The following is a 23803-nucleotide window of genomic DNA, read 5'->3' on the forward strand; positions in this document are numbered from 1 at the left end:
TTTAAAATTTTTCGCAAACCGCAGCAAAATCCCAATTGTTTGCGCCAGTTTTCTGTAAGACTTTGTAGATGATCAATCTGTAAAAATCATTATCACCAGGATATTGAAAATGCATCACATTTTGTTCAAAATCAGCAACACGGCCTTGTGCAAAAATCTGAACCACATTATAATTACTGCTGTTAAAGACAAATGGCACAGTAGCGGCATCATTACTCCCTTTCCCCTGAAAAAGCTGATAACCATTGTTATCCCAGTTCTGTTCCATTGTCATATAAATACTAATAGCCGTTCCCGGGTTGTCTATTAATCTAAATCCAATCTAGGAATCGCTAGCATTAGAAAATGAGAAATAAAATTTTCCACATTTCAGAACTTTTGTTGGGTCACCGTTGGAAACTGTCTGATTATAGATCTGGCTATAGCTTTCTTTATCAGAATTATTAGGATTGCTGGATGGCAGCAAGCTCTCTTTTGAAGCGTAATCTATATTACCATCGTTATCAGTAACAAGAATCCTGTCATAGGAAGCGTAATCGGACTTGTTTGTAAGAGCCTCAATTCTTACGTTCCCATTTACATCCAGCTTTCTGGTTGGTAATTGCGTATTGATACCTACCTGTGCGTTGGTTTTACAAAAAGAAAAACAGGCGCATAAGACTATTAACAATTTCATATTTATAAAATCCATCATTTATGTTAAAAACGGCTGCAAAGATACTTCTTTTAGAAAAAATAAAATAATGTAAATCTGAATTTTAGGTTAATAATAATTATTACTATCATAAATTATTATCAAAGTTATTATTAATTTTACCCCCGTGATTACCAAAGAGACGATAGATAAGATATTTTCCACCATCCGCGTAGAAGAGATTATTGGCGAATATGTCCAATTGAAGAGAGCCGGATCCAATTTCAAAGGACTGAGCCCTTTTCATGAGGAAAAAACACCAAGTTTTGTCGTATCGCCAAGCAAGCAGATCTGGAAGGATTTCTCCACTGGCAAAGGCGGCACGGCCATTTCTTTCCTAATGGAGATTGAGAATTTTACCTATCCCGAAGCCTTACACCATGCGGCAAAAAAATACGGCATCGAGATTGAGGAAAACATCCGGGAATATTCCGAAGAAGAAAAACAGTCTCAGACCGAGCGCGATCTTCTGTACAAAATCCATGAGGTCGCCAATGATTATTTCCAGGATCAGCTTTGGGAGTCTGAAGAAGGGAAAATGATTGGTCTCTCTTATTTTAAAGAGAGAGAGCTGCGGGATGACATTATCAAAAAGTTCCAGCTAGGCTACTCCCCGGAAAAGAAAAATGCCTTTACAGAATTTGCTTTGGAAAAATCATATTCCAGAGAGATTCTCGAGAAATCAGGATTATCTATTTTCCCGGAAAATACACCCTCCGGCATCGACAGGTTCCGCGACAGAGTGATTTTTCCAATCCACAGTTTCTCGGGCAGAGTGCTTGGCTTTGGCGCAAGGATTCTCAAAAACAATGTCAAAACAGCAAAATACCTCAACTCTCCGGAAACAGAAATCTATCACAAATCCAATGTGCTCTATGGCCTTAACCAGGGTAAACAGGCTATTTCCAGAAAAAACCTTTGCCTTTTGGTAGAAGGTTATATGGATGTGGTATCTCTGCATCAGTCCGGGATAGAGAATGTGGTGGCAAGCTCCGGGACCTCTTTGACGACCGAACAAATCAAACTGATCAAAAGGTTAACGGAAAATGTTACCATTCTTTTTGATGGTGATAACGCAGGTATCAAAGCTAGTTTCCGCAGCATCGATATGCTCCTGACCGAAGGGATGAACATCCGCGTGCTGCTCTTTCCTGATGGTGACGACCCCGACTCTTTTGCCAGAAAACATCCCCGGGAATATGTTGAGAATTTTATCGATAAAGAAGCCAATGATTTTATCGATTTCAAAGCAGAAATTCTACTGAAGGAAGCAGACAGCGATCCTATAAAAAAAGCAGACGCCATCCGCGACATTGTAAAATCAGTCTCGTTTGTACAAAATGCACTGAAACGCGAGGTCTATCTGAAAGAAGTTTCCAACAAATTTGGTCTAAGCGAACAGAGTTTGTTTAATGAACTGCAGATCCAGACCAATATTACAACAAAAGAGGCCAAACCTCATGTGGCAGAAAAAGCCAGCCAGCCAAAGCTGGAAGTGGTTCGCGAGGCAGTTTTTTCCGTCAATCCACTGTGGGTGCAGGAGGAGAAGCTGGTGGAGCTAATGCTTAAATACGGAGATTTTGTCCTGGACAGGAAAGATCCCGACGGCAATGATTACAAAATAACGGTCATCGAAGAAATACTGAACCACCTGGCAGAAGATGACTGTGAAATACAACTGGATATTAATAAAAAAATCATTTCGGAAATAAAAGACGGTATCCTGCACAACGAACTTCGTTCCGGCGGATTCTTCTTCAATTTTATGGATGAAGAAGTGACAGGCAAACTAGCCAATGCGTTGATAGATAATTACCAGACCAGCAACTGGAACAAGTACAACATCTACTTCAGCAAAGAAGAAGAAGTGGTGCCCAAACTGGTTTCAGACATTGTTTTGCGGCATAAGCGCGAATATATCATCAAATTGATTAATGACCTAAAGAATAACCTGAACGATGACAGCGATAATACCGAAATTTATCATAAAATAATCCTTCTGACACAACTTAAAAACAAATTAGACCAAGAGTTATTTCGTATTTTATGACAGAATGACTTATTTTAGCAAAGGAATATTTTTTGCCAAGACTATTCCGAATTCAATTTTAAACAATAAACCTTAATATGGACATCAACAAAGAATTTAGAGACTTTTCTGTAAAACACATGGGGAACAGCGGTTTGGCCACAGACCAATATATGGGAATGTTTAACCCAACCAATCTTACACCTTATATTATGGAGGAAAGAAGGATGAACGTTGCACAGATGGACGTTTTCTCCCGGCTGATGATGGACCGGATCATATTCCTGGGAACAGGCATTGATGATCAGGTTGCCAACATTGTAACAGCGCAGCTTTTGTTCCTGGAAAGCTCTGATCCGGCCAAAGATATTCAGATTTACATTAATTCTCCCGGTGGCAGCGTCTACGCAGGATTAGGTATCTACGATACTATGCAGATTATCAAGCCAGATGTGGCTACCATCTGCACCGGTATGGCTGCATCTATGGGTGCCGTTCTTCTGGTAGCTGGCGAAAAAGGGAAACGTTCTGCGTTGAAGCACTCCCGCGTGATGATTCACCAGCCAAGCGGTGGCGCACAAGGTGTGGCATCTGACATGGAGATCAACCTGAGAGAAATGCTTAAGCTGAAAAAAGAATTATACGATATCATATCTCACCACTCCGGACAAACTTATGAGTGGGTAGAGAAAGCATCAGACAGAGATTACTGGATGACATCCTCTGAAGCCAAAGATTTTGGAATGGTGGATGAAGTCCTTGAAAGAAAGGCAAAATAATAATTAACAGATCCGTTTTTGGTAACTCAAAAACGGATTTTTTTTTGCAGTGATAAAACAGCATTTTACAATGTATTTTTAAAAACTATGTTATTTTTGCAAAAAAATGAAATGAAATTTCATATCAAAAATCTGGCGGAATGGAATGATGTTGTGAAAGATATCACACCAAAATTACAGCATAACATCCTGCTTCTCAATGGAAATCTGGGAGCTGGAAAAACCACTTTCACAAAATTCCTCTTGCAGGAACTTGGGAGTACCGACGAAATATCCTCGCCCACCTACTCTATTGTGAATGAATATGATACACCCAAGGGTAAAATCTACCATTTTGACCTCTACCGTTTGAAAAGTAAAGAAGAAGCATTCGATTTTGGCATAGAGGAATATCTGGATAATGCCTACCTTTCTGTTATAGAATGGCCGGAAATCTACCGAGATGAGCTGGAAGACTACGGTTATCATCAGATGACAATCGACACTACAGATTCTGGCAGAGAAATCACTTTTGAATAACTGGTACTGTAAAAAATTTTATCTTTGTTCCTAAATTGTTTTTAACATCATTATTATATGAGCAGCACATCGACCATATTTACACCTTTTTCTGAAGAAGAACTGATTCCTAAGGAAGAAAAACTTGAAGTTGTAAAAAAAGGCAAAACCTTCAGCATTGGCGTTCCCAAAGAGACATGCCTAAGCGAAAAAAGAACATGCCTGATACCGGATGCTGTGCAAATCCTTGTCAACAACGGGCATCGCGTCATTGTAGAAAGTGGTGCCGGCGAAGGCTCTCATTATTCAGATCTTTTGTATTCCGAAGCCGGTGCAGAGATCACCAACGACCCCAAAGTTGCTTTTTCCCAGGATGTGATTTTGAAAATCAATCCACCAACGTTAGAAGAAATCGAGTACCTGCGGCCACTTACCTATCTCATTTCTGCTTTGCAGATCAACCTGCGCGACAAAGAATATTTTACGCAACTGGCTTCTAAAAAAGTCAACGCCATCGCATTTGAATTTATCCTTGATGAATACAAACAGCTTTCTCTGGTAAGATTAATTGGTGAGATTGCAGGGTGCGTATCTGTGATGTATGCGTCAGAACTGCTGGCTATGTCCAATGGCCTTCTCTTGGGCGGCATTACAGGCGTTCGGCCGACCGAAGTAGTAATTTTGGGTGCCGGAATTGTGGGCGAATTTGCAACCAAAGCCGCTATAGGCCTGGGCGCCAGCGTTAAAATATTTGACAATTCATTATCCAAGCTCAGAAGGCTCCATACTCTTGTGGATAGCCGCGTCCCGACATCCATTATAGATCCTAAAGAACTTACCAAAGCACTGCGCCGTGCCGATGTCGTAATTGGTGCATTGCCAAGGCTTAATTTGCCGCCAGTGGTAACAGAAGATATGGTGATGAAGATGAAGAAAGGCAGTGTCATTATTGATATTACGATTGATAACGGTAAAGTCATCGAGACATCAGAACTCACTTCTACCGAAAAACCATATATCTTAAAACACGGCGTGTTGCACTGCGGCCTCCCCAATCTTACATCCAGAATGCCCAGAACTACAACCAAGGCGATCAGCAATTTTTTCCTGAGTTATCTGCTAGGTTATGATGAGGAAGGTGGATTTGAGAATATGCTAATTCACAAGAGCGAAATCAAACAATCGCTTTATATGTACAAAGGCAGACACACCAAACAACTGATTTGCAACAAGTTTGACTTACCTTACCACGATATTAATCTTCTGATTTTTTAAAATCAAACCATGCTAAAAAAACTTAAGTTCTATTTCATCGGGTTGGTTCCGGGATTATTGATCGTATTTTTTATCCTGAATCAAAAAGGCACAAGTTGCTCCTATTTCCCGAACGACAGGGTTATTGCCGAAACACTGACCAAAGATTTTACTTATACCGACAGTTTCAAAAAGGAAATGGAACTGAATAAAATCTCAGAACAATTTCTAAAAGACAGCATTATCGCAAAAGGAGAAATCGATTTTGATAGAAGTAAACCGCAGAACGAACCTTGCCCAGAATATCTTTTGCTTTATCCAAAAAATAATCCGAGAATCGAGGTTAATTATTCTAAATGTAAAGAAACTGCAGAATTTACTTCTTTAAAAAAACTGAAATAATTAGCTCAAAAATTCAGAATTAATTTCTATCTTCGTTTTGTGAAAACAACAAACAGAACATATTATTACGCAATTCAAAATCTTATAAAGGATTAGGAATTCGTATGTATCCATATCAAAACCTCGTCCTGATGACGGGGTTTTTTGTTATAAAAAATTAAAGAAAAATATTACAAATGAAACGCTTTGCGTTCCATCTGACATAATAAAAAAACAGGTATTTACAGATGAAAACAGGTATTATCGGGACAGGATTAATTGGCGGATCCATCGCATTGAAATTAAAAGAGAAAAACTTCACCAATTTCGTTTACGGAATTGACCAAAACGAAGAAAATCTCAATAAAGCCCTCGAACTCAATATCATTGATGAAAAATCAGATTTTGAGGATGGAATCAGGAAGGCAGACCTAATTATTGTTGCGATACCGGTAGATTCAGCCAAAAAAATATTGCCGGACATTTTAGATTTGATTAACGAAAATCAGGTCGTGATGGATGTTGGTTCTACCAAATCTGGGATTGTAAATGCTATCAAAAATCACCCAAAACGAAAAAGGTTTGTTGCCTTCCACCCGATGTGGGGAACAGAAAACTCTGGGCCACAGGCCGCTACCACAGAGAGTTTTACCGGGAAAGCAGCAGTGATCTGCAATAGCGAAGAGTCGGATAAAAACGCTCTTGCAACCGTAGAACAGCTTATCCAGCATCTGGAAATGCACCCAATATATATGCAGGCCGATGCCCATGACGTGCACACCGCTTACATCTCACATATCTCACATATCACGTCTTATGCGCTGGCCAATACAGTATTGGAAAAAGAGCGTGAAGAAGACCGAATTTTCCAGTTAGCGAGTTCCGGTTTTTCCAGTACAGTCCGGTTGGCAAAATCTCATCCTGAGATGTGGGTTCCGATTTTCCGCCAGAACAAAGAAAATGTTTTGGATGTTCTTAATGAGCATATTTCGCAACTTAGAAAATTTAAATCAGCACTTGAAAAAGAAAACTTTGATTATCTGGAGGAACTAATTGTTAATGCGAATAAGATCAGGGGCATTTTGGATAAGTAGTTTCTTTTGTGATTATAACAAATCCTAATTTTTAGGCAGAATCTGCAGCCCGGCTTGAACGGACTCTTCGACAGGCTCAGAGTAATAAAACAGGAGTTGAAGACGGATTAAGCTGCCCAAAAATTATTCATCAAAATGATTGGGATGCAGTTTTTTGATATCTTCAACAGTTCCAAGAACTTTATCTTTCAGCGAATTCTGGTATTTCTGAAGTTTTTCTGAAACTTCGGAATCGGAAGTTCCAATGATTTTTGCAGCGAGAATTCCGGCATTTGCCGCGCCGTTAAGCGCAACTGTTGCAACAGGAATCCCAGACGGCATCTGCAAAATAGATAATACCGAATCCCAGCCATCGATAGAATTGCTGGACAAAATCGGAACGCCAATTACAGGCAAAGTGGTACAACTTGCAACCATTCCCGGAAGATGAGCAGCGCCTCCAGCTCCCGCAATAATAACGTTGAGGCCTCTTTCTCTCGCCGATTTTGCATAATCGAACATGCGCTCCGGCGTTCTGTGTGCAGAGACGACTGTTAACTCATAAGGGATTTCCAGGGATTTTAAAAAATCAGCAGCTTGCTGCATTATGGCCAAATCGCTTTGGCTGCCCATTATTATTCCGACCATTTCAATTTTTATTAGATGCTCAAAGATAAAGATTTATCAATAAAATCGAGTTTTTTAAAATATCTTTGCTTCTTAATTTTCCAGATTTGAATTCCAAAACCATTATCGCTATTCTAATTGTTGCCTTAGTTTGGGGCACAACTTTTCTTGGTATCAAAATCGGTGTAGAAACTGTTCCGCCTTGGTTTGTTGCAGGTTTGCGTCAATTTTTAGCATCATTGATTCTTTTACCATTTTTAATTTTTACCAAAAATCTGAAATGGATTGGCTGGAAGAGTTTTAGAATTCAATTGACTTTATCATCATTACTTTTAATCGGTGCCAATGGTTTGACAACGGTTGCAGAAAAAAATCTGACCAGTAGTTTGGCTTCTTTAATCAGTGCACTTTCTCCAGTTTTTATCTTCATTGGAAGTATGATTATCGGAATGGAAAAATTCACCATCAGAACTTTAATTGGTCTGTTGATGGGTTTTTTCGGTGTTGTTTTTATCTTTTGGGACGGTTTGAGAGAATTGGCCAATCCGGATTACAGAAACGGATTGATTGTGATGATTTTAGCATTACTTTGCTGGGCAAGCGGAACGATTTACACGAAAAAGCTGCACGTTCAAAACAATAATCTTTTCCTGAATCTGTTTTACCAATTTGCTTGGGCAGGCATTATCCAATTGATTTTCGCTTTTTCCTTTTCAGATAAAATAGAATTTGAAACTTGGTCTGTAAAAAGTATTTCAGCTATTATTTATTTGGCAATTTTCGGCTCTGTTGTCGCATTTTTCTCTTATCATTACCTGTTAAAAACGTTGCTGCCGACGCAGGTTTCTATGCTGTCTTATGTCAATACCGTTATCAGCATAGTTCTGAGTTGGCTGATTTTAAATGAGACTATTTCTGCAAAGTTTATTATCGCAACGGTTTTTATAATCAGTGGTGTTTTTATAATTAATTATAAACCAGGAATATTAAAAAAACGCCTGAGAAAAAGAGAAATTTAAGATCCGAAACGTATTGTCTGGAATCATTTTTGCAAAAACCCTACTTATGGATTAAATGTTTATATTTGCGAAACAATCTATTTAACATTAAAATTATTAACAATGAAAAAAATTTTTGTAATAGCTACTACAGCTGCATTATTGTTGACATCTTGTAAAAAAGAAGAACAAACTGTTGTAACAGACCAGAACAATGATACTGTTGCAGTCGTAACAACTGAAACCACTCCGCTTACAGAAGTAGAAGCCAAAGCTAAGGTAGATCAGGCACAAGCAGACCTGGACGCTGCCATCAAAAAAGGTGACAAGGATGCAGAAACAGCAGCCAGAAAGGCGCTGGCCGATGCCAATACTGCTTGGGAATCTACAAAAACTGCAGTTGACAAAACAGCTAAAGATGTAAAACAGGATGTAGATAATGCTGCGCAGGATACCAAAGAAGCAACAAAAAAAGCGACTGAAGATGCCAAAAATGCTTATAACAATGCATTGGATAAGGCTAAGGCCAAATAAAATTTACAAAAAACAAAGAGGAAGTCTCATAACTCAATGATGTGGGTTGAGAATCGTCTGTACAAAAACCATTATCAGACAGGAGGTCGAGAAAAAACATAAAAAAAGGCTGTTTTCACGAGTTATGATACAGCCTCTTTTTATTCGGAAACTACTTTTACAAGTGATTTGATATGAATCAGTTTTTCCATCAGTTCTTCTCGTGAATTGGCCAGAACGTTGATGTGCCCCATTTTTCTGCCGGGTTTTGTTTCGGTTTTACCATATAGATGAACGTAAGTTTCAGGTAATTTCAGGACTTCTTCCAAGCCTTTATATTTTACTTTTCCAGAGTGATTTTCTTCTCCGACAAGATTCAGCATTCCTGAAAATCCGAATGCGTCTGTATCCGCCAAAGGACTGTTTGTTACAACTCTATAAAATTGTTCGAACTGAGAATTGGCATTGCCTTCTTGTGATTGATGCCCAGAATTATGCAGTCTTGGTGCAGTTTCATTCACCCAAACTTTTCCATTTTTATCAAGGAATAATTCTATGGCAAAAAGTCCTGCAGAATCTGCACTTCGGATGAACTGATTTGCAATGACATCAATCTGTTTCTGAGTTTCTTTCGAAATATCAGCTGGACAAATATTGAAATCGAGAAGATTAAGTTTTGGGTCTGCAACCATTTCAGTCACTGGAAAAGTTTTCACTTCTCCGTTTTCGTTTTTAGCAACAATTACAGATAATTCTTTATCGATATCAACCAGATTTTCCAAAACAGATTCCTGAGTCCAAAGATTTCTCCAATCGTCATTGGAACGAATCAATTGAACGCCTTTTCCGTCATAACCGCCTGTATTTAGCTTTTGAACAAACGGAATTTGGATTTTGATTTCGTCCTCACTTCCGTCCATTATTTCAAATTCGGGAGATGGAATTCTGTTGTCTTCATAAAATTGTTTCTGAAGAATCTTCTGCTGAATGATTTTGATGATTTTAGAATTTGGAACTACTTTTATACCTTGATTTTCAAGTTCTTCAAGTGCATCAGCATTCACATGTTCTATCTCAATCGTAACCACGTCTTTGCCCTCGCCAAACTGAAGAACATCATCATAATTATTGAAATCCCCTTTGGTAAAATGAGAAATATTGGCACAGGAACAATCCGCGTTGGGATCCAGAACATAGAATTCATCATCATATTTCAATGCTTCCTGAATGAACATTCGACCGAGTTGTCCGCCTCCTAAAATTCCTATTTTCATTTGTAGACTTTTATTTTTTGATTATCAGATGAAACGAAAGCGTTTCACTTTTTATACTTATTTTAAACGCAAAGTGCGTTAAGGTTTTTTTTAATTTTGTTGAAAATATTTTTAAGTCCGCAAAGCCGTAAAACTTGGCAAAGACTAAAAATTTGTTCATTTACTTTTTACAATTATCTTTTCTTCTTGTATCAATGATGTATTGGATCTTCCACTCATTATTTGTCTTTACCAATTGGAAAGAATTGACACCACAATGTGAGAATTTTCCCTGGTAATAAAATTCATAAGGTGTCCAGACCGAAGCCAAATTACCGTCAACCAAAATATTTGAAAATACAATTTTCTCATCAAGGCTTCCTTTCTCTGCTTTGGAAATACTTACGGCAAAATCTTTGATACTTTCAGTCTTCACCTCTCCGTTTTTGGTTATCGTCTGCAAAATTGCATTGTTTGAAAAAGATTGGTTGATCTTTGTCGAATCCGAGGTTTTCATCCCTTCAAACAGACCGTTTACAGAAGCTTTTATCAAATCCGTTTCAGATGCCTGAGAAAAAACAAAGGTTGAAGCTAAAATTAAGCACAATGACAAGATTTTCATATTTAGATTTTATTGATTTAACATTTTATATGTCCGCTCTTCATCATTTTTATTAAATTCCAAATCATTGCGATTTAAATAATTATTTGATTTTTAAATAACCCAGCGTCATTGGATTATCCTGGTTTCCAGCCTCCGATTTTCTAAGAATAACAGAATATTTTTGCCTGGTCTCGCCCGACAACAGATCATTGACGTTATAAACATCATCGATATCCACGCCTAATTTGTTATCGATATGGCTCACTGCATTTTCAAAACCCATTGTTTTGTAGAATTTGGTCTGCTTGGCTCTTTTTATAACCTCACTTAGGGATTGTGCCACCATCAAGTGCTGTTCATGAAATTCTTCAAAATGCCCGGGCTGGTAACCACCCAGATTGATAAAAAATAAATCTTCTGAAGGTTTTTCTGCAGTTTTGTCCACAATCTCCACTGCATAGCCATCTGCAAAACGCACTTCCTGGTAAGCATCGATATGGAGTTTGGTGTCTTTCCAAAAAGCTTTGATCTCCGGAATAAGATCTTCCAGACATTCTGCAATCCCGAAAAACACATCGTGCTGCTCAATATGGCGGCCAGTGGGTGTGGCGCCCAAAATCACATAAAATAACTTCATCAGAAAATAACTGTTTCGCAAAAATAGTTATTTAATACAAGTTTTGAACAACTATACTGCTGCAAATGCCATCATTTTTGAATGAATTACAGTGCATAAAAATTTACGAATCGATCTCTACAAAAATGACCAAAATGTTCAATTCCTACAATGTTAATAGGCTATATATGAATTAATTATTTCGAAAAAAAATCAATTTTTGCTGACCAAAATCTTCTACAAAACTTTATATTTGCGGGATGTCAGAAATCATAATTCTCTTTTTTGGAGCTATTGCTGCCGGATTGATGGGTTCTCTTACAGGATTGGGCGGCGGTGTCATCATTATTCCTCTACTTACACTTGGTTTAGGTGTTCCGATGCATTATGCAATTGGTGCTTCGCTTATTTCTGTAATCGGAACCTCTTCAGGCGCTGCAGTAGCTTTTGTAAAAGAAGGCTTTACCAATATGCGGATCGGGATGTTCCTGGAAATCGCAACCACTGCTGGTGCCGTAACTGGCGCTCTGGTATCCGGATTCCTGAATCCCAACACCATTGGGATTATCTTCGCAAGTATCCTCATACTGACCGTCATACTGAATCTGAGAGGAAAACCCGATCATCAGGAAGCTATTATCAAAGGTAGCCTGGAAGAAAAACTGAAACTGTATGGTACTTTTCCTGACAAAGACGGGATCAAGAGTTATGCCGCCAGAAACAGTATTGGAGGATTCCTGATGATGGTTTTTGCAGGCGCCATGTCCGGGCTATTGGGCATTGGTTCTGGTGCTCTCAAAGTTTTGGCAATGGATAATATGATGAAGCTCCCCTTCAAAGTATCTACCACGACCAGTAATTTTATGATTGGTGTAACAGCTGTCGCCGGTGCTTTGATTTATTTCCAAAGAGGACAGATTATTCCTGTTATCGCGGCTCCTGTTTTGATTGGCGTGGTGGTAGGAAGTTTTATTGGATCCAAAACGCTGATGGTTTCTAAAACCAAGAAGCTAAAAACATTTTTCGCTATTGTGATTACGCTACTTTCCGTGTATATGATGTATAATGGCATAAACAAAAATTTCCAGTAATGAGAAACCAACCATTTACAGATCTTGACCTCAACCGCTCCGTGGGCAATCTACTGAGACTGGGCGTGATACTTTCGGTTGCCACATCTTTGATTGGCTTTATCAAGCTCTTTACAGAAGGTTTTAAAATGCCCAGGAAATACAATCTTCTCAATATGGGTGATTCCTCAGAAAAAGTCTGGGGAAGTTTTTGGGATTCGCTGTGCAAAGGTGAAGGAATGGCGATTATTCAGCTCGGGATTCTACTCCTGATCCTTACACCGCTGGTAAGGATTATATTTGCCTTAATTGGTTACCTGAAAGAAAAAGACTACACGTATGTGGTTATTTCGCTGATTGTGCTAACCATTATGCTCGTCAGCTTTCTCACAGGTTACGCCCATTAGTATGAATGATAATTGATTTTCAAAGTCTATCATCTATCATCCTGTTATCTTTTTATGTTAGTTTTCGTAAAATTCTAAAGGCAAATTATCAGGATCGATGGTAAAAAAGAATTTCTTGTCTGTAAATTCATCAATCCTGATTTCCTCACAATCCAAACCTTTTTGAACTAATTCACTTCGTTTTTCCTGAACATCATCAACTGAAAAAGCGAGATGACGCAGTCCGCAGCTTTCTGGCCTTGACGGGCGTTTTGGAGGATTTGGGAAAGAAAATAATTCGATAATATAATGATCTCCGATTGCTAAATCCAACTTGTAAGATTGTCTCTCTTCACGGTAAACTTCCCGAATGATGTTGAGCCCCAGAACTTCGGTATAGAACTTTTTGGAGACTTCGTAATTGGAACAGATAATGGCGATGTGATGGATTTGCATTTTCTTAAATGATTCATTATTAATAAAACTCAATATTTGTCATCCCGTAGGAATCTAAGCCGTGGAGATTCCTACGGAATGACAAAAACGCAGGCTAATTGTAACGCTATAATTTCACTTCTGACTTCCGACATTCAGCTTCTGACCTTTCTAAAACCTCATCACATCCTTCACTACGCCACCATTTTGCGTCAAAGGAACAAGCTCTGTTTTGATAAAATCTGTAATTCTCTTGTTATCAATATCATCAGGAAAAAGTAGATGGACATTAGCACCGGCATCTAGGGTGAAGAATAACGCCAGACCAGTAATTTTCCTGAATTCCCAAATCTTATTGATGACTTGCAAAGTTCCTGTTTGCATCAAAATGAAAGCTGGTTCGCTCATCATCATCATGGCATGTAGTGTCAATGCCTCGTGTTCTACCAATTGGATAAAACCTCCCATATCGCCCGTTTCCAGAATGGTTTTCAGTTTGGCAAAATTCTCGTGCGCTTCCTGGAACCGTCTTTCGGCATAAGGATTCGTATTCATCAAGCCGTGGCCAACGGTGGAAGAGACGGATTTCTGACCCTCATGAATCAATAAAACCCAATCGTTGAAATTTTTGAAAATTGGATGAATTTCTTCATTAGGATAAGGTACTGCAAATAAATCCGAACTCCCTTCTACTTCCTTGGTTTTCCCCCAAACCACCAAACCATCGTAAAGGCTTCGGCAAGCACTTCCGCTTCCTAATCTTGCAAGAAAACTGGATTTTTTATCCTTTGTCAGGCTGAAGCTCTCGAAGTCTTCTTCTTTAACAGTAAAAATCTCATCAAGATTCAGCAGGCATTTGGCAATTGCTCCAAAACCTGAAGCGGAACTTGCAATCCCGGAACTGTGAGGAAAGGTATTTTCGGTTTTGATGGTATATTTCCCTTTTAGGATCCAAGGTAAATAAAGCTCGATATTTCTAAAATATTTTTCTATTTTCTCTGCGAATTTTTTTTCTTCGTTCCCCGCTAACCAAGTCTGAACAGAAAAATCTTCTCCCGCCAAAAACTCCATTGATGTATTGGTTCTGCAATGGTTCAACGTGTAGCTGATACTTGGATTAGCCGGGATTTGATTGTCGTATTTCCCCCAATATTTTATCAATGCGATATTGGAAGGACAGCTTGCTGAAACGAGTTGATTGGATATTTCAAATTTGGGATTTCCCAAAAATTCTTGCGTCATAATGTAGCTTTTGGCAATCAGCTTTTGGCGGATTGCATTTGGTTGGCTAATTTAAGAATTAATACATCTTTGTCAAAGTCCTGAACTTTGACAAAGCTAAGAAAGCAACTTTTCTGTAACATTTTTGTCTTTTTTAAACTAATTTTGTGGAGTTTTAAAAATCGTCGAAAGAAAGACGAAACCCAAATATAGCCCCGATGGCAGCGGCATCCTTTTTTGTTTAGCTTCGGCAGGCTCGGCCTGACAGCAAACAAAAAAGATATAGCGGACAGCGGGTTGGAATAGTGAACCGAAGGACCAATCTTGTTGCTCCTAAAAAATTAAAAAACATCTGTATGCTGAAAGCAGAAAATATCAAAAAAACGTACAACGCCGGAAAAAAAATTGCACTTCAGGACTTCTCTATTGAAGTTCCAACTGCAAGTATTTATGGGCTTTTAGGCCCTAATGGTGCCGGAAAAACTTCTTTTATCCGAATCATTAATCAAATTACTCAGGCTGACGAAGGGAATGTCTGGATTGATGGCGAAAAACTGAATCCGGAACACATAAAAAACATCGGGTACATGCCGGAAGAACGCGGTCTTTACAAGAATATGACGGTGGGCGACCAGCTTCTGTATTTTGGTGAGCTGAAAGGGATGTCCCGCCAGGAAGCACTTTCGCAGGCAAAATTCTGGTTTGAGCAGCTGAATATCGACCAGTGGTGGAAGAAAAAACTGAGCGAACTTTCCAAAGGAATGGCGCAGAAAATCCAGTTTGTGGTGACGGTTCTACACCGCCCAAAATTGCTGATCCTGGATGAGCCTTTTTCGGGTTTTGACCCTGTAAATGCGAACCTTATCAAGGACCAGATCATCCGCCTGAAAAACGAGGGAACAACCATCATTCTCTCAACACACCGAATGGAAAGTGTGGAGGAAATGTGTGATTTTGTAGCGCTCATCAACAATTCTAAGAAAGTTCTAGACGGGAAGGTTTTTGATGTTCGGGAACAGTTTAAACAGAATGTTTTCTCTGTGGTTTTGTCCGACGTGAATGCCGAAAACCTGGAAGAATTGACAAGAAAATACCAAATCGAAAATCTTGGAACCGGAAATGGGTTATTCAGTTTTGAGCTGAAAAATCCCGAGCATCAAACTGTTCTTTTGCAGGATCTTGTAAAAACCGGAACGATCCGGACTTTTAATGAGAAAATCCCAAGCATGAACGAGGTTTTCATCAATGCAGTGAAGGCATAATTGATAATTGATTTTGTTTGAACACAAAGCTCGCAAAGTTTTTTTGACAACTAAATGTTCTCAGGTTCGCAAAGGTGCTTCGCTCAGCAAAAGTTCATTTTTTATAATCTTTAAATTTTACAATGAAAAATATTTTCCTCATAACAAAAAGAGAATTTTTGACCCAGGTCAAGAAAAAATCTTTTATCATCCTGACACTTCTGGCACCACTGCTCATCATTGGTTTTGGTGTGCTTATTGGCGTGATGTTCAAAGCCAACGAAGCCGAATACCACTTTGATGTTATTGATAAAAGCGGTGTTTTCAACGGTCAGTTAAAATCTACAAAAGATATTACTTACACTTTTGTCCCGACGAATACTGAAAATGCGCTCGTCAAAAACCTGAAAGACCTAAAAGGTACAGACGGCTTACTGATTATTCCGGAACTGAAAGACAGAAATTTTAACGATTTGGAAAGCGGAACCAAACTGCTGACCAACAGAAAAATAGGTGTAGATACAAAATCTTCTGTTTCTGCCGATCTCAGTAACATCCTGAAAAAAGAGAAAATAAAACAACTTGGCATCCCCGAAGACCGGATTATAAACCTGGATAAAAACTTCAAAATCATTTCCCAAAATGTGGCAGAAAGCGACCGGCCAGAGAGCGATCTGGCATTTGGAATCAAAACTGCGCTGAGCATGGGACTGATGTATGTGGTTTTTATGTTCATCATTATTTACGGTGTGCGTGTTATGAGAAGCGTTCTCGAAGAGAAAAACAACCGGGTGGTGGAGATTATCATCTCATCCGTCAAACCATTTGAACTGATGATGGGGAAAATCCTGGGTGTAACTCTGGTCGCTTTAACACAATTCATTATCTGGATAGCAATGTCTGTGACGGCTGCATTTTTCCTCAATACAGGTTTCTCAGCAATGCAAAAAAACATCCCTGCAGAACAAGGCGAGATGATGAAAAACCTGGATCTACAGCAGATGGCAACCGAAGTTTCGCACATCCTTTTGGATATGAACTACGTAGGCATCATCAGTGTTTTTGTATTTTTCTTTCTTTTTGGCTACATCTTTTACAGTTCTATGTATGCGGCGATAGGAAGCGCCGTTGATAATGAGACGGAGACGCAACAATTCACGATGTTTGCGATTGTTCCGTTGATGTTGGGACTTTACGGAAGTTTTACGATTATGAATAATCCTGACGGACCGATGGCTTTTTGGCTGTCCATCATTCCGTTCACTTCGCCCGTTGCGATGATTGCGAGAATCCCGTTTGGGGTTCCGCTTTGGCAGATTCTTTTATCTATTTTCCTATTGATTGCTTCTACTCTACTAATGGTTTATATCGCAGCGAAAATCTACAGGGTCGGAATCCTGATGTATGGAAATAAGGCAACTTTGAAGGAAATCTGGAAATGGATCAGAAACTAAGCAGACTGCCCTGAACAGGATATATATATTGCAATTGCAGCGGATTATTCTGCTGCAATTCCTGTTTTATAATCTCAGGGTTTTTACCGGAAGGTTTGATGTGTGTAATGATGATCTTTAAACCCTTTAAATTCTCTTGGCCGGCAAAGGCTGATAATTTAATAAATTCTTCCTGCAGCAAGTTTGGGGTGAGATGCCCAAATAAAAGATTTTCCGGTTGCGAATTGGGAAAAGACACTTCTATCATAATCGCTTTCAGCTGTTTATTTTTAATCAGCGGAGCGATACTTTTCCATAAAATTTCCAGGTTTTTGCTGTTTTCGATGCGGTCTGCACCAGTGTCGCCCAAATACAGAATGTAATCATCATGAGAACCTACCAGCACTGCAGAACTTTTGTAATCTTTCGTATGGCTGAGTTCAAATGCCTTTATACTAAGTCCTGTACCAGTAACCTGATGTTCTGCTCCAAGTTGTAAGGGTATCAATTGGTATTTGCCTATCGGATTATTGCCTTTATCAGTAAAGTTAACCCAAGTATCTTTGGAAAAATAATAATTGACCAAAATATCCTGTACAAACGGGATTGCATAAATATTTTTCTTAGAGTCTGCCGGCGAGTTAATCACCAAGCCAGACAGATGATCCAGATGCCCGTGCGAAATAAAGTAACCTTTGATATAATCCCGGAGTACTTTTTCTTCCTCAACATCAAATGTTTTTAAAGCGATAGCTTTTCTAATTCCTGCATTGATGGTTCCCGCATCCAGAGCCAAAAATTCGTTTTTTTGATACTGAGAGATCAGATAAGAAGAAAGATTATCTTCCCGCTCTCCGCCGTAAACCCCCAAAGGCACTATATCAAAAGTTTGCGCAGCAGCTGCCAGGTTCAACAAAACGGACGAAGCAAAAAGGAATTTTTTCACGATTTTCTGTTATTTTTTTCGCTTGGCTTTTGATTTTGCCTTCTGTTGCGCTCTGTTGGCCCCGAATTTCTTTGGTGCTTTTCGTTTGGTTGGCCCACCCAGATTAATTTTTTTATTCTTGTCTTTTTTCTCGTGGAAGGCCGATTCGCCTTCGTTAAGTTTGGCGGTAGTAAGATGTTTCATCTTGACCTCATCTTTTTCCGAAGCAATCTTCACTTTGGAGATTACAACTTCTTGCGGGAATTCGGATTTATTGATTTCTTTATCCATCAATAATTCGATATCCAACAGCTGGGATTCTTCTTTCTTTGTAAAGAAACTGATAGCAATCCCCTCTTTATCAGCACGGCCCGTCCTACCAATCCTGTGAATGTACTGTTCAGGGACTTCAGGAATCTCAAAGTTGAAGACATGGGAAATATCAGGGATATCAAGACCTCTTGCCATAATATCCGTGGTAATCACGCCACGCAATTGCTCTTTGGTAAATTCTTGCATCACTCGCAGACGGAAATTCTGAGATTTATTGGAATGGATGACACCAAACTCGCCAGGAAATTCATGATCCAGTTTTTCAAAAATAAGGTCAGCGTGCTTTTTATTATTAGCAAAAATCAGGATTTTCTCCAGATTATCTTCAGTTTTCAGAAGATGGATAAGCAGGTTCAGTTTGGTATTGAAGTTCTCTACCGGGATGGCCGATTGTGCAATTTTCTCCAGAGGTGTACCGGATCTTGCCAGTGAAATTTCTAAAGGGCCTGCAAAATATTCATTCAGCATCTCATCCACAGCATCTGTCATAGTTGCAGAAAACAGAATGTTCTGGCGTTTTTCCTTCATCATTTCAAAAATGTGAGTGAGTTGCGGGCGAAAACCAAGATTCAGCATTTCGTCAAATTCATCAATAATCAGTTTACCCACTTCTCTCAGAGAGATGGCGTTATCAATCGACAAATCCATCACTCGTCCCGGTGTTCCTACCAGAATATCACACCCGTTATTGAACAGCAGTTTCTGCGTATTAATATTTTTCCCACCATATACGCCAATCACTCTTGCCGTTAGATTCTCTGTTAGTTTTTCGATAACTTCTGTTACCTGCACCACCAGCTCGCGGGTAGGAACCAAAACCAAAACGGTTGGGTTTCCTGTTTTGTTGTACTTCCAGGCTTTGAGGACAGGCAGCAGATAAGCCAGCGTTTTGCCGGTTCCGGTCTGTGCAATTCCCATGACATCACGGCCAGATAGTATGGGCTTGATGCTTTTCTCCTGAATCGGCGTTGGCTCAAATAAATCTAAGTCGGCTAAAACATCCAGGACCTTTTCCGGCAATTCGAAATCTGCAAAAGTGGTTTTCTTCATTTTGCAAAGATAAACTTATTTTTTTGTTGGATTACTTCTGCCCTTCCTTCAGGATAATGCGAAAAGTAGTGCCTTTCCCCACCTCTGACTGCGCAATTCTCACCTCGCCATTGTGGTACTCTTCTATCACCCTTTTTGTAAGCGACAGCCCCAGTCCCCAACCCCGTTTTTTGGTGGAAAACCCTGGTTTGAAGGCATTTCTCATCTGCTGCTTGGTCATACCGCTGCCATTATCTTTGACATCGATATAGACATTCCTGTTTTTTTTATAGAGGGATATTTCCAGGCGCCCTTCTCCCTTCATAGCATCCACCGCATTTTTCACCAGGTTTTCTACAATCCAGCTGATCAGGATTTTGCTGTGTGGCACCAGGATAGGCTCATAACTTTTCTTGAATGTGAAATGCACTTTTGTAGAGATCCGACTCTTGAGGTAATCATAGTTCTGCTGAATCGTCTCATTAAGATCCAGATCATTCAGTTCCGGAACAGATCCAATTTTGGAAAATCTTTCTGAGATGGTCTTTAGCCGGTCGACATCCTTCTCCAGTTCTTTTACGCCCAGGCTGTTCTCATCTTCCAGCTTCATAATCTCTACCCAGCCAATCATGGATGACAGCGGTGTGCCAATCTGGTGCGCCGTTTCTTTGGCCAAACCTGCCCATACAAAACCTTCATCGGTTTTCTTGAGCGTTCTTAGAAACCAAAAGGAGAAAAGCAGATAAGCGCCAATAAACAACGCCAATATATAAGGATAATACCGGAAATAATTGAGCAAATCCGAGTTATCATAATAGATATACTGATTTTGTCCCGAAGGTAATTCTACAACAAAAGGCTCGTAAGAGTTTTCCATTTTCTGGATAAGACTTTTGAGTTTAACAGAGTCCTGTTCTACATCTGATGGGATATTAGCCTGGAAAATAGGGGTTTTCTTTTTATCGGTGACAATAATCGGCAGATTGGTATTATCCTGCATTACAGCAAGATACAATTCCTGAATCTTGGGATCTGCCGAGATCTCATCATCTGTGTAAGCTTTAAGCGCTGCCGCAATCAGGTTAACCTTCTGGATCTCCTGCTTACGAAGTTGACTGATCATCAGGAACGAAGAAATGGCAATTCCGAAAACAATCGCGGTAAGTGTCATATAAACCACCCAACTGTTAATCCGCTTCAGAAAATTAAATCCGTTCATCTGTTTTTGCTTATTGTTGCCAAAAGTTACAATTCAAACGGCAATTTAGGGATTTATTGTATGAGAGAAAAATAATGTAGTGTTATGATTTTGTTACCCCATAATCAAAGTTTATTATTGATATTTGTACTGGAAAAATTAAGATAAATGATCACGATTCAAAATGATAAACTCAGGGCAACATTCAACAATTTGGGAGCAGAACTGGTTTCCCTTATCAATATAGAAACCGGAAAAGAGATTATGTGGAGCGGCAACCCGGATTTTTGGAGCGGGATAAGCCCTGTACTTTTCCCAATCATTGGGGCATTGAAGAATGAGCAATATATTTTTGAAAACCAAACTTATGAATTGCCTCGCCACGGTTTTGCAAGAAGGAGAATTTTTGCAGTAAAAGAATCTTCTGAAAATGAAGTTGTTTTTGAATTAACTTCTGATGAAGAATCTCTGAAAATCTATCCATTCCAATTTAGTTTGGAAATCAAATATACTTTGGCTGCTAATAAACTTACTGTGGATTACCTGGTAAAAAACCTTTCCCAAAAACAAATGTATTTTTCTCTGGGAGCACATCCGGGGTTTGCAATTGATACAGAAAACGGATTGAATTATAACGATTACGAAATCGCTTTCTCTAATGATGATGAACTGCAAATCCACCCACTTGTCGACAACCTTATTAGTAATCAAACAAAAACAATAGACTTAGAAAACAAGGTACTTCCTTTGTCCTACGAATTATTCTCAAAAGACGCGCTTGTTATGACCAATATGAGAAGCAAAGAATTGATCCTGAGAAATAACAAGAACCATCATAAAGTAATTTTTATTTTTTCAAACTTCCCTTATTTTGGGATCTGGGCAGCCAAAAATGCCGATTTTGTTTGTCTCGAACCTTGGCAGGGCATTGCAGATCTGGAAAATCATAATCAGCAATTAACAGAAAAATTTGGGATTCTAAGACTAGAAAAAGGCGGAGACTGGACGGCAAACTGGGCTGTTGAGATTATATAAATCTAATTTTTTACAAAAAATTGACTGATTAGCTAAGATGACTTTACTAAATTTGTTTAAATAACTCTTTATGGATATTTTAAAAATCACAGAAGACTATGTAAGAAATTTATTGAAAGATAAGTTATCTTCTTCCTATTCTTATCATAATCTGGAGCACACCATTCAGGTTGTGGATAAGGTGAAAATCCTTAGCAAAGAAGAGCATATTAATCCCGAAGACACAGAAAATCTGCTTTTAGCAGCTTGGTTCCACGATGTCGGCTATATCGTTGACTGCGAAAACCATGAGGAAGAAAGTAAAAAACTGGCAGAAACTTTTCTGAGGCAATATCAGCTGGATGAAGGACGTATCTCAAAAATCAGCGAGTTGATCCTGGCCACAGACAAATTCTATAAACCCAAAAATCATCAGGAAGAGATTATCAAAGATGCAGATTTGTACCATCTGGCCTCGGATGACTATTTCAGGATTGGCGAAAACCTGAGACAGGAGATCAAAGAGGTGCATCATCAGAAATTCAGTAAGTTAAAATGGGCTGAATTAAATATTAATTTCTTTGCAAAACACCAGTTCTATACCAATTTTGCAAAGGAAAACTGGCAACCGGAAAAAGAAAAAAATGTCGAAAAAATACTGGCAAAAATTAAAACCCTGAAACAGGAAAAAAAAGAAAAAGACAATCTGGAAAAGGATAAAGCACTTCTAAACAAAAAAAAGCTTGAGAAGATGGAAACGCCGGAACGTGGCATAGAAACGATGTTCCGCGTGACACTCAGCAATCACACCAAGTTGAGCCAGATTGCCGACAGCAAGGCTAATATCCTGCTTTCCGTTAATTCCATTATTATTTCGGTGGCACTTTCTACATTGGTACCCAAACTGGACGCGCCCAGCAATTCGCATCTTATCATCCCGACTTTTATTATGATCATGTTCAGCGTGGTATCCATCATTCTTTCGATTATGTCAACGCGCCCCAAGGTCTCCAGCGGCACATTTACAAGAAAAGAAATCGAAGATAAAAAAGTCAACCTTCTCTTCTTCGGAAATTTTTATAAAATGCCTGTTGATGAATATGTCTGGGCGATGAAGGAGATGATGAATGACCGGAAATACCTGTACGACGCCATGATAAAAGACCTCTATTACCTGGGGGTGGTTCTCAACAGAAAATACAAATTATTGCGGTTAACTTACACCGTTTTTACCATTGGCATTGTCGTTTCCGTTATCACTTTTGTAGTGGCCTTCAGAAACGTGACCTTGTAATGTATGACCAAAAAATAATCTAGTTGATGACACCTGTTTTCCATTGAGTTAACATCAAAATTTTTAAATCAAAATGAATTATATAAAAAGTATCGCTTTGCTGGGAATTGTAACTGTATATTCCTGCACTTCTCAACAAAACATCCAAAATACGGCTGAGAAAAACAACCAGCTGACTGTCGGAGGCAAACTGTTTACCTCATTTTTTCAGCAGAAGGCGGCAGAATATAAAGCACTGTGCTTTCAGGCCTATAACATTGCCACGCTGCGGCTGGATGAGAACCTGAACAATAATACCGACAAGCGCCCAAAGGCCGTTATCACAGATATTGACGAAACGGTTTTGGACAATTCTCCCTACGCTGTACACCAGTCATTACTGGGAAAAGATTATGATGCGGACTCTTGGCGTGACTGGACCAGCCGGGCCATAGCAGATACTGTTGCCGGCGCTCCAAAATTTTTTAAATACGCTGCATCCAAAAATGTAGAAGTTTTCTATGTGTCCAATCGGGACGAGAAAGAAAGAACAGGTACACTGGCAAACCTTAAAAAATTTGGCTTGCCTTATGCTGACGACTCGCACCTTATCCTGAGAACCACGGCTTCCAGCAAAGAAGAAAGACGGCAAAAACTGGAAAGCTCTTATCATATTTTACTTTACATTGGTGATAATTTGGCGGATTTCAGCAATCTTTTTGATCATAAAACCGAAGCAGAAAGAACAGCCAATACGCAAAAACTGGCCAGCGAATTTGGCAAAAAATTCATCGTCTTGCCCAACCCTAACTATGGTGACTGGGAAAGTGCACTGTATCAATATAATTACAAATTATCACCTGCACAAAAAGAGGCTGCGATCAAAGCTGAACTGAAAAATTATTAAGCTATTTTTTCCGCTTATT

The 23803-nt window shown here is 39.1% G+C and carries 26 protein-coding genes; 15 read left to right on the forward strand and 11 right to left on the reverse strand.

The window, feature by feature from the left end; translation table 11 throughout:
* Position 1: 1 nt before the first annotated feature.
* Both B0B05_RS05395 and B0B05_RS05400 read right to left on the reverse strand, forming a co-directional pair.
* The gene (locus tag B0B05_RS05395; RefSeq protein WP_143745951.1) at positions 2–268 is read right to left on the reverse strand and encodes a hypothetical protein; all 267 of its coding nucleotides are present in this window, start codon (positions 266–268) and stop codon (positions 2–4) included.
* A 54-nt stretch (positions 269–322) separates the two neighbouring features.
* Positions 323–676 (reverse strand): hypothetical protein, encoded by a 354-nt coding sequence (locus tag B0B05_RS05400; RefSeq protein ID WP_143745952.1) that lies wholly within the window; start codon positions 674–676, stop codon positions 323–325.
* A 145-nt stretch (positions 677–821) separates the two neighbouring features.
* Here B0B05_RS05400 and dnaG point away from each other — a divergent pair, with 145 nt between their 5' ends.
* The 6 genes from dnaG (at position 822) to B0B05_RS05430 (ending at position 6729) form a co-directional block, all read left to right on the forward strand.
* Complete coding sequence (gene dnaG, locus B0B05_RS05405; protein WP_076782464.1) at positions 822–2744, forward strand: DNA primase; 1923 nt, start codon at positions 822–824, stop codon at positions 2742–2744.
* A gap of 77 nt (positions 2745–2821) precedes the next feature.
* Entirely contained in the window at positions 2822–3502 is a 681-nt protein-coding gene (gene clpP / locus B0B05_RS05410; protein WP_076782465.1) for an ATP-dependent Clp endopeptidase proteolytic subunit ClpP, read from the forward strand.
* 111 nt (positions 3503–3613) lie between these two features.
* A complete protein-coding gene (gene tsaE, locus B0B05_RS05415; protein ID WP_076782562.1) occupies positions 3614–4021 on the forward strand; it encodes a tRNA (adenosine(37)-N6)-threonylcarbamoyltransferase complex ATPase subunit type 1 TsaE in 408 nt (135 codons plus the stop codon).
* Between the two features lie 57 nt (positions 4022–4078).
* Positions 4079–5275, forward strand: a complete 1197-nt coding sequence (locus tag B0B05_RS05420; protein WP_076782466.1) for an alanine dehydrogenase — start codon at positions 4079–4081, stop codon at positions 5273–5275.
* 9 nt (positions 5276–5284) lie between these two features.
* Entirely contained in the window at positions 5285–5656 is a 372-nt protein-coding gene (locus B0B05_RS05425; RefSeq protein WP_076782467.1) for a DUF4258 domain-containing protein, read from the forward strand.
* 227 nt (positions 5657–5883) lie between these two features.
* The gene (locus tag B0B05_RS05430; RefSeq protein ID WP_076782468.1) at positions 5884–6729 is read left to right on the forward strand and encodes a prephenate dehydrogenase; all 846 of its coding nucleotides are present in this window, start codon (positions 5884–5886) and stop codon (positions 6727–6729) included.
* Positions 6730–6852: 123 nt separating this feature from the next.
* On the opposite strand, the gene purE is transcribed toward B0B05_RS05430, so the two are convergent.
* A complete protein-coding gene (gene purE, locus B0B05_RS05435) occupies positions 6853–7356 on the reverse strand; it encodes a 5-(carboxyamino)imidazole ribonucleotide mutase (RefSeq protein ID WP_076782469.1) in 504 nt (167 codons plus the stop codon).
* Between the two features lie 86 nt (positions 7357–7442).
* Between purE and B0B05_RS05440 the strand changes: the two genes are divergently transcribed.
* Positions 7443–8354 (forward strand): DMT family transporter, encoded by a 912-nt coding sequence (locus B0B05_RS05440; protein ID WP_076782565.1) that lies wholly within the window; start codon positions 7443–7445, stop codon positions 8352–8354.
* A 102-nt stretch (positions 8355–8456) separates the two neighbouring features.
* Positions 8457–8867, forward strand: a complete 411-nt coding sequence (locus tag B0B05_RS05445; RefSeq protein ID WP_076782470.1) for a hypothetical protein — start codon at positions 8457–8459, stop codon at positions 8865–8867.
* A 140-nt stretch (positions 8868–9007) separates the two neighbouring features.
* Here the strand turns inward: B0B05_RS05445 and B0B05_RS05450 are convergent, their stop codons facing one another.
* The 3 genes from B0B05_RS05450 to B0B05_RS05460 form a co-directional block, all read right to left on the reverse strand.
* Entirely contained in the window at positions 9008–10120 is a 1113-nt protein-coding gene (locus tag B0B05_RS05450; RefSeq protein ID WP_076782471.1) for a 5-(carboxyamino)imidazole ribonucleotide synthase, read from the reverse strand.
* A 160-nt stretch (positions 10121–10280) separates the two neighbouring features.
* Positions 10281–10721 (reverse strand): nuclear transport factor 2 family protein, encoded by a 441-nt coding sequence (locus tag B0B05_RS05455; protein ID WP_076782472.1) that lies wholly within the window; start codon positions 10719–10721, stop codon positions 10281–10283.
* 82 nt (positions 10722–10803) lie between these two features.
* On the reverse strand, positions 10804–11340 hold the full coding sequence (locus tag B0B05_RS05460; protein ID WP_076782473.1) for a DUF1543 domain-containing protein: 537 nt from the start codon (positions 11338–11340) through the stop codon (positions 10804–10806).
* 239 nt (positions 11341–11579) lie between these two features.
* On the opposite strand from B0B05_RS05460, the gene B0B05_RS05465 reads away from it, so the two are divergent.
* Positions 11580–12410 carry a sulfite exporter TauE/SafE family protein gene (locus B0B05_RS05465; protein ID WP_076782474.1) on the forward strand — a complete coding sequence of 277 codons (831 nt, stop codon included), beginning with the start codon at positions 11580–11582 and terminating at the stop codon, positions 12408–12410.
* Positions 12410–12796, forward strand: a complete 387-nt coding sequence (locus tag B0B05_RS05470) for a DUF1634 domain-containing protein (RefSeq protein WP_076782475.1) — start codon at positions 12410–12412, stop codon at positions 12794–12796. Before B0B05_RS05465 ends, B0B05_RS05470 begins: the two co-directional genes overlap by 1 nt.
* Positions 12797–12853: 57 nt before the next feature.
* On the opposite strand, the gene gloA2 is transcribed toward B0B05_RS05470, so the two are convergent.
* Both gloA2 and B0B05_RS05480 read right to left on the reverse strand, forming a co-directional pair.
* Entirely contained in the window at positions 12854–13231 is a 378-nt protein-coding gene (gloA2, locus tag B0B05_RS05475) for an SMU1112c/YaeR family gloxylase I-like metalloprotein (protein WP_076782476.1), read from the reverse strand.
* 150 nt (positions 13232–13381) lie between these two features.
* Positions 13382–14452, reverse strand: coding sequence for a diphosphomevalonate decarboxylase (locus B0B05_RS05480; RefSeq protein WP_076782477.1), 1071 nt, complete (start codon positions 14450–14452; stop codon positions 13382–13384).
* A 335-nt stretch (positions 14453–14787) separates the two neighbouring features.
* On the opposite strand from B0B05_RS05480, the gene B0B05_RS05485 reads away from it, so the two are divergent.
* Both B0B05_RS05485 and B0B05_RS05490 read left to right on the forward strand, forming a co-directional pair.
* Positions 14788–15693, forward strand: a complete 906-nt coding sequence (locus tag B0B05_RS05485; RefSeq protein WP_076782569.1) for an ABC transporter ATP-binding protein — start codon at positions 14788–14790, stop codon at positions 15691–15693.
* Between the two features lie 122 nt (positions 15694–15815).
* Positions 15816–17126 carry an ABC transporter permease gene (locus B0B05_RS05490; protein ID WP_076782478.1) on the forward strand — a complete coding sequence of 437 codons (1311 nt, stop codon included), beginning with the start codon at positions 15816–15818 and terminating at the stop codon, positions 17124–17126.
* Here B0B05_RS05490 and B0B05_RS05495 read toward each other — a convergent pair.
* The 3 genes from B0B05_RS05495 to B0B05_RS05505 are packed head-to-tail and all read right to left on the reverse strand — an operon-like array spanning position 17116 to position 20611.
* Positions 17116–18051 (reverse strand): MBL fold metallo-hydrolase, encoded by a 936-nt coding sequence (locus B0B05_RS05495; RefSeq protein ID WP_076782479.1) that lies wholly within the window; start codon positions 18049–18051, stop codon positions 17116–17118. The two genes, B0B05_RS05490 and B0B05_RS05495, sit on opposite strands and share 11 nt — an antisense overlap.
* Positions 18052–18060: 9 nt before the next feature.
* The gene (locus tag B0B05_RS05500) at positions 18061–19413 is read right to left on the reverse strand and encodes a DEAD/DEAH box helicase (protein ID WP_076782480.1); all 1353 of its coding nucleotides are present in this window, start codon (positions 19411–19413) and stop codon (positions 18061–18063) included.
* A gap of 31 nt (positions 19414–19444) precedes the next feature.
* Positions 19445–20611, reverse strand: a complete 1167-nt coding sequence (locus B0B05_RS05505; RefSeq protein ID WP_076782481.1) for a sensor histidine kinase — start codon at positions 20609–20611, stop codon at positions 19445–19447.
* A gap of 147 nt (positions 20612–20758) precedes the next feature.
* On the opposite strand from B0B05_RS05505, the gene B0B05_RS05510 reads away from it, so the two are divergent.
* From B0B05_RS05510 to B0B05_RS05520, 3 genes are all read left to right on the forward strand, one after another.
* On the forward strand, positions 20759–21625 hold the full coding sequence (locus B0B05_RS05510) for an aldose 1-epimerase family protein (protein ID WP_076782482.1): 867 nt from the start codon (positions 20759–20761) through the stop codon (positions 21623–21625).
* Positions 21626–21695: 70 nt separating this feature from the next.
* Complete coding sequence (locus B0B05_RS05515; RefSeq protein WP_076782483.1) at positions 21696–22898, forward strand: Pycsar system effector family protein; 1203 nt, start codon at positions 21696–21698, stop codon at positions 22896–22898.
* Positions 22899–22971: 73 nt separating this feature from the next.
* On the forward strand, positions 22972–23784 hold the full coding sequence (locus B0B05_RS05520) for a 5'-nucleotidase, lipoprotein e(P4) family (RefSeq protein ID WP_076782484.1): 813 nt from the start codon (positions 22972–22974) through the stop codon (positions 23782–23784).
* Positions 23785–23803 lie beyond the last annotated feature (19 nt).

The sequence above is a fragment of the Epilithonimonas bovis DSM 19482 genome, assembly GCF_900108115.1.
Classification (GTDB): Bacteria; Bacteroidota; Bacteroidia; order Flavobacteriales; family Weeksellaceae; genus Epilithonimonas; species Epilithonimonas bovis.

Coding starts and splice junctions, on each gene's coding strand:
- B0B05_RS05395 (WP_143745951.1), bottom strand. CDS start 268: ATGGAACAGAACTGGGATAACAATGGTTATCAGCTTTTTCAGGGGAAA.
- B0B05_RS05400 (WP_143745952.1), bottom strand. CDS start 676: ATGAAATTGTTAATAGTCTTATGCGCCTGTTTTTCTTTTTGTAAAACC.
- clpP (WP_076782465.1), top strand. CDS start 2,822: ATGGACATCAACAAAGAATTTAGAGACTTTTCTGTAAAACACATGGGG.
- tsaE (WP_076782562.1), top strand. CDS start 3,614: ATGAAATTTCATATCAAAAATCTGGCGGAATGGAATGATGTTGTGAAA.
- B0B05_RS05420 (WP_076782466.1), top strand. CDS start 4,079: ATGAGCAGCACATCGACCATATTTACACCTTTTTCTGAAGAAGAACTG.
- B0B05_RS05425 (WP_076782467.1), top strand. CDS start 5,285: ATGCTAAAAAAACTTAAGTTCTATTTCATCGGGTTGGTTCCGGGATTA.
- B0B05_RS05430 (WP_076782468.1), top strand. CDS start 5,884: ATGAAAACAGGTATTATCGGGACAGGATTAATTGGCGGATCCATCGCA.
- purE (WP_076782469.1), bottom strand. CDS start 7,356: ATGGTCGGAATAATAATGGGCAGCCAAAGCGATTTGGCCATAATGCAG.
- B0B05_RS05445 (WP_076782470.1), top strand. CDS start 8,457: ATGAAAAAAATTTTTGTAATAGCTACTACAGCTGCATTATTGTTGACA.
- B0B05_RS05450 (WP_076782471.1), bottom strand. CDS start 10,120: ATGAAAATAGGAATTTTAGGAGGCGGACAACTCGGTCGAATGTTCATT.
- B0B05_RS05455 (WP_076782472.1), bottom strand. CDS start 10,721: ATGAAAATCTTGTCATTGTGCTTAATTTTAGCTTCAACCTTTGTTTTT.
- B0B05_RS05460 (WP_076782473.1), bottom strand. CDS start 11,340: ATGAAGTTATTTTATGTGATTTTGGGCGCCACACCCACTGGCCGCCAT.
- B0B05_RS05465 (WP_076782474.1), top strand. CDS start 11,580: ATGTCAGAAATCATAATTCTCTTTTTTGGAGCTATTGCTGCCGGATTG.
- B0B05_RS05470 (WP_076782475.1), top strand. CDS start 12,410: ATGAGAAACCAACCATTTACAGATCTTGACCTCAACCGCTCCGTGGGC.
- gloA2 (WP_076782476.1), bottom strand. CDS start 13,231: ATGCAAATCCATCACATCGCCATTATCTGTTCCAATTACGAAGTCTCC.
- B0B05_RS05480 (WP_076782477.1), bottom strand. CDS start 14,452: ATGACGCAAGAATTTTTGGGAAATCCCAAATTTGAAATATCCAATCAA.
- B0B05_RS05485 (WP_076782569.1), top strand. CDS start 14,788: ATGCTGAAAGCAGAAAATATCAAAAAAACGTACAACGCCGGAAAAAAA.
- B0B05_RS05490 (WP_076782478.1), top strand. CDS start 15,816: ATGAAAAATATTTTCCTCATAACAAAAAGAGAATTTTTGACCCAGGTC.
- B0B05_RS05500 (WP_076782480.1), bottom strand. CDS start 19,413: ATGAAGAAAACCACTTTTGCAGATTTCGAATTGCCGGAAAAGGTCCTG.
- B0B05_RS05505 (WP_076782481.1), bottom strand. CDS start 20,611: ATGAACGGATTTAATTTTCTGAAGCGGATTAACAGTTGGGTGGTTTAT.
- B0B05_RS05510 (WP_076782482.1), top strand. CDS start 20,759: ATGATCACGATTCAAAATGATAAACTCAGGGCAACATTCAACAATTTG.
- B0B05_RS05515 (WP_076782483.1), top strand. CDS start 21,696: ATGGATATTTTAAAAATCACAGAAGACTATGTAAGAAATTTATTGAAA.
- B0B05_RS05520 (WP_076782484.1), top strand. CDS start 22,972: ATGAATTATATAAAAAGTATCGCTTTGCTGGGAATTGTAACTGTATAT.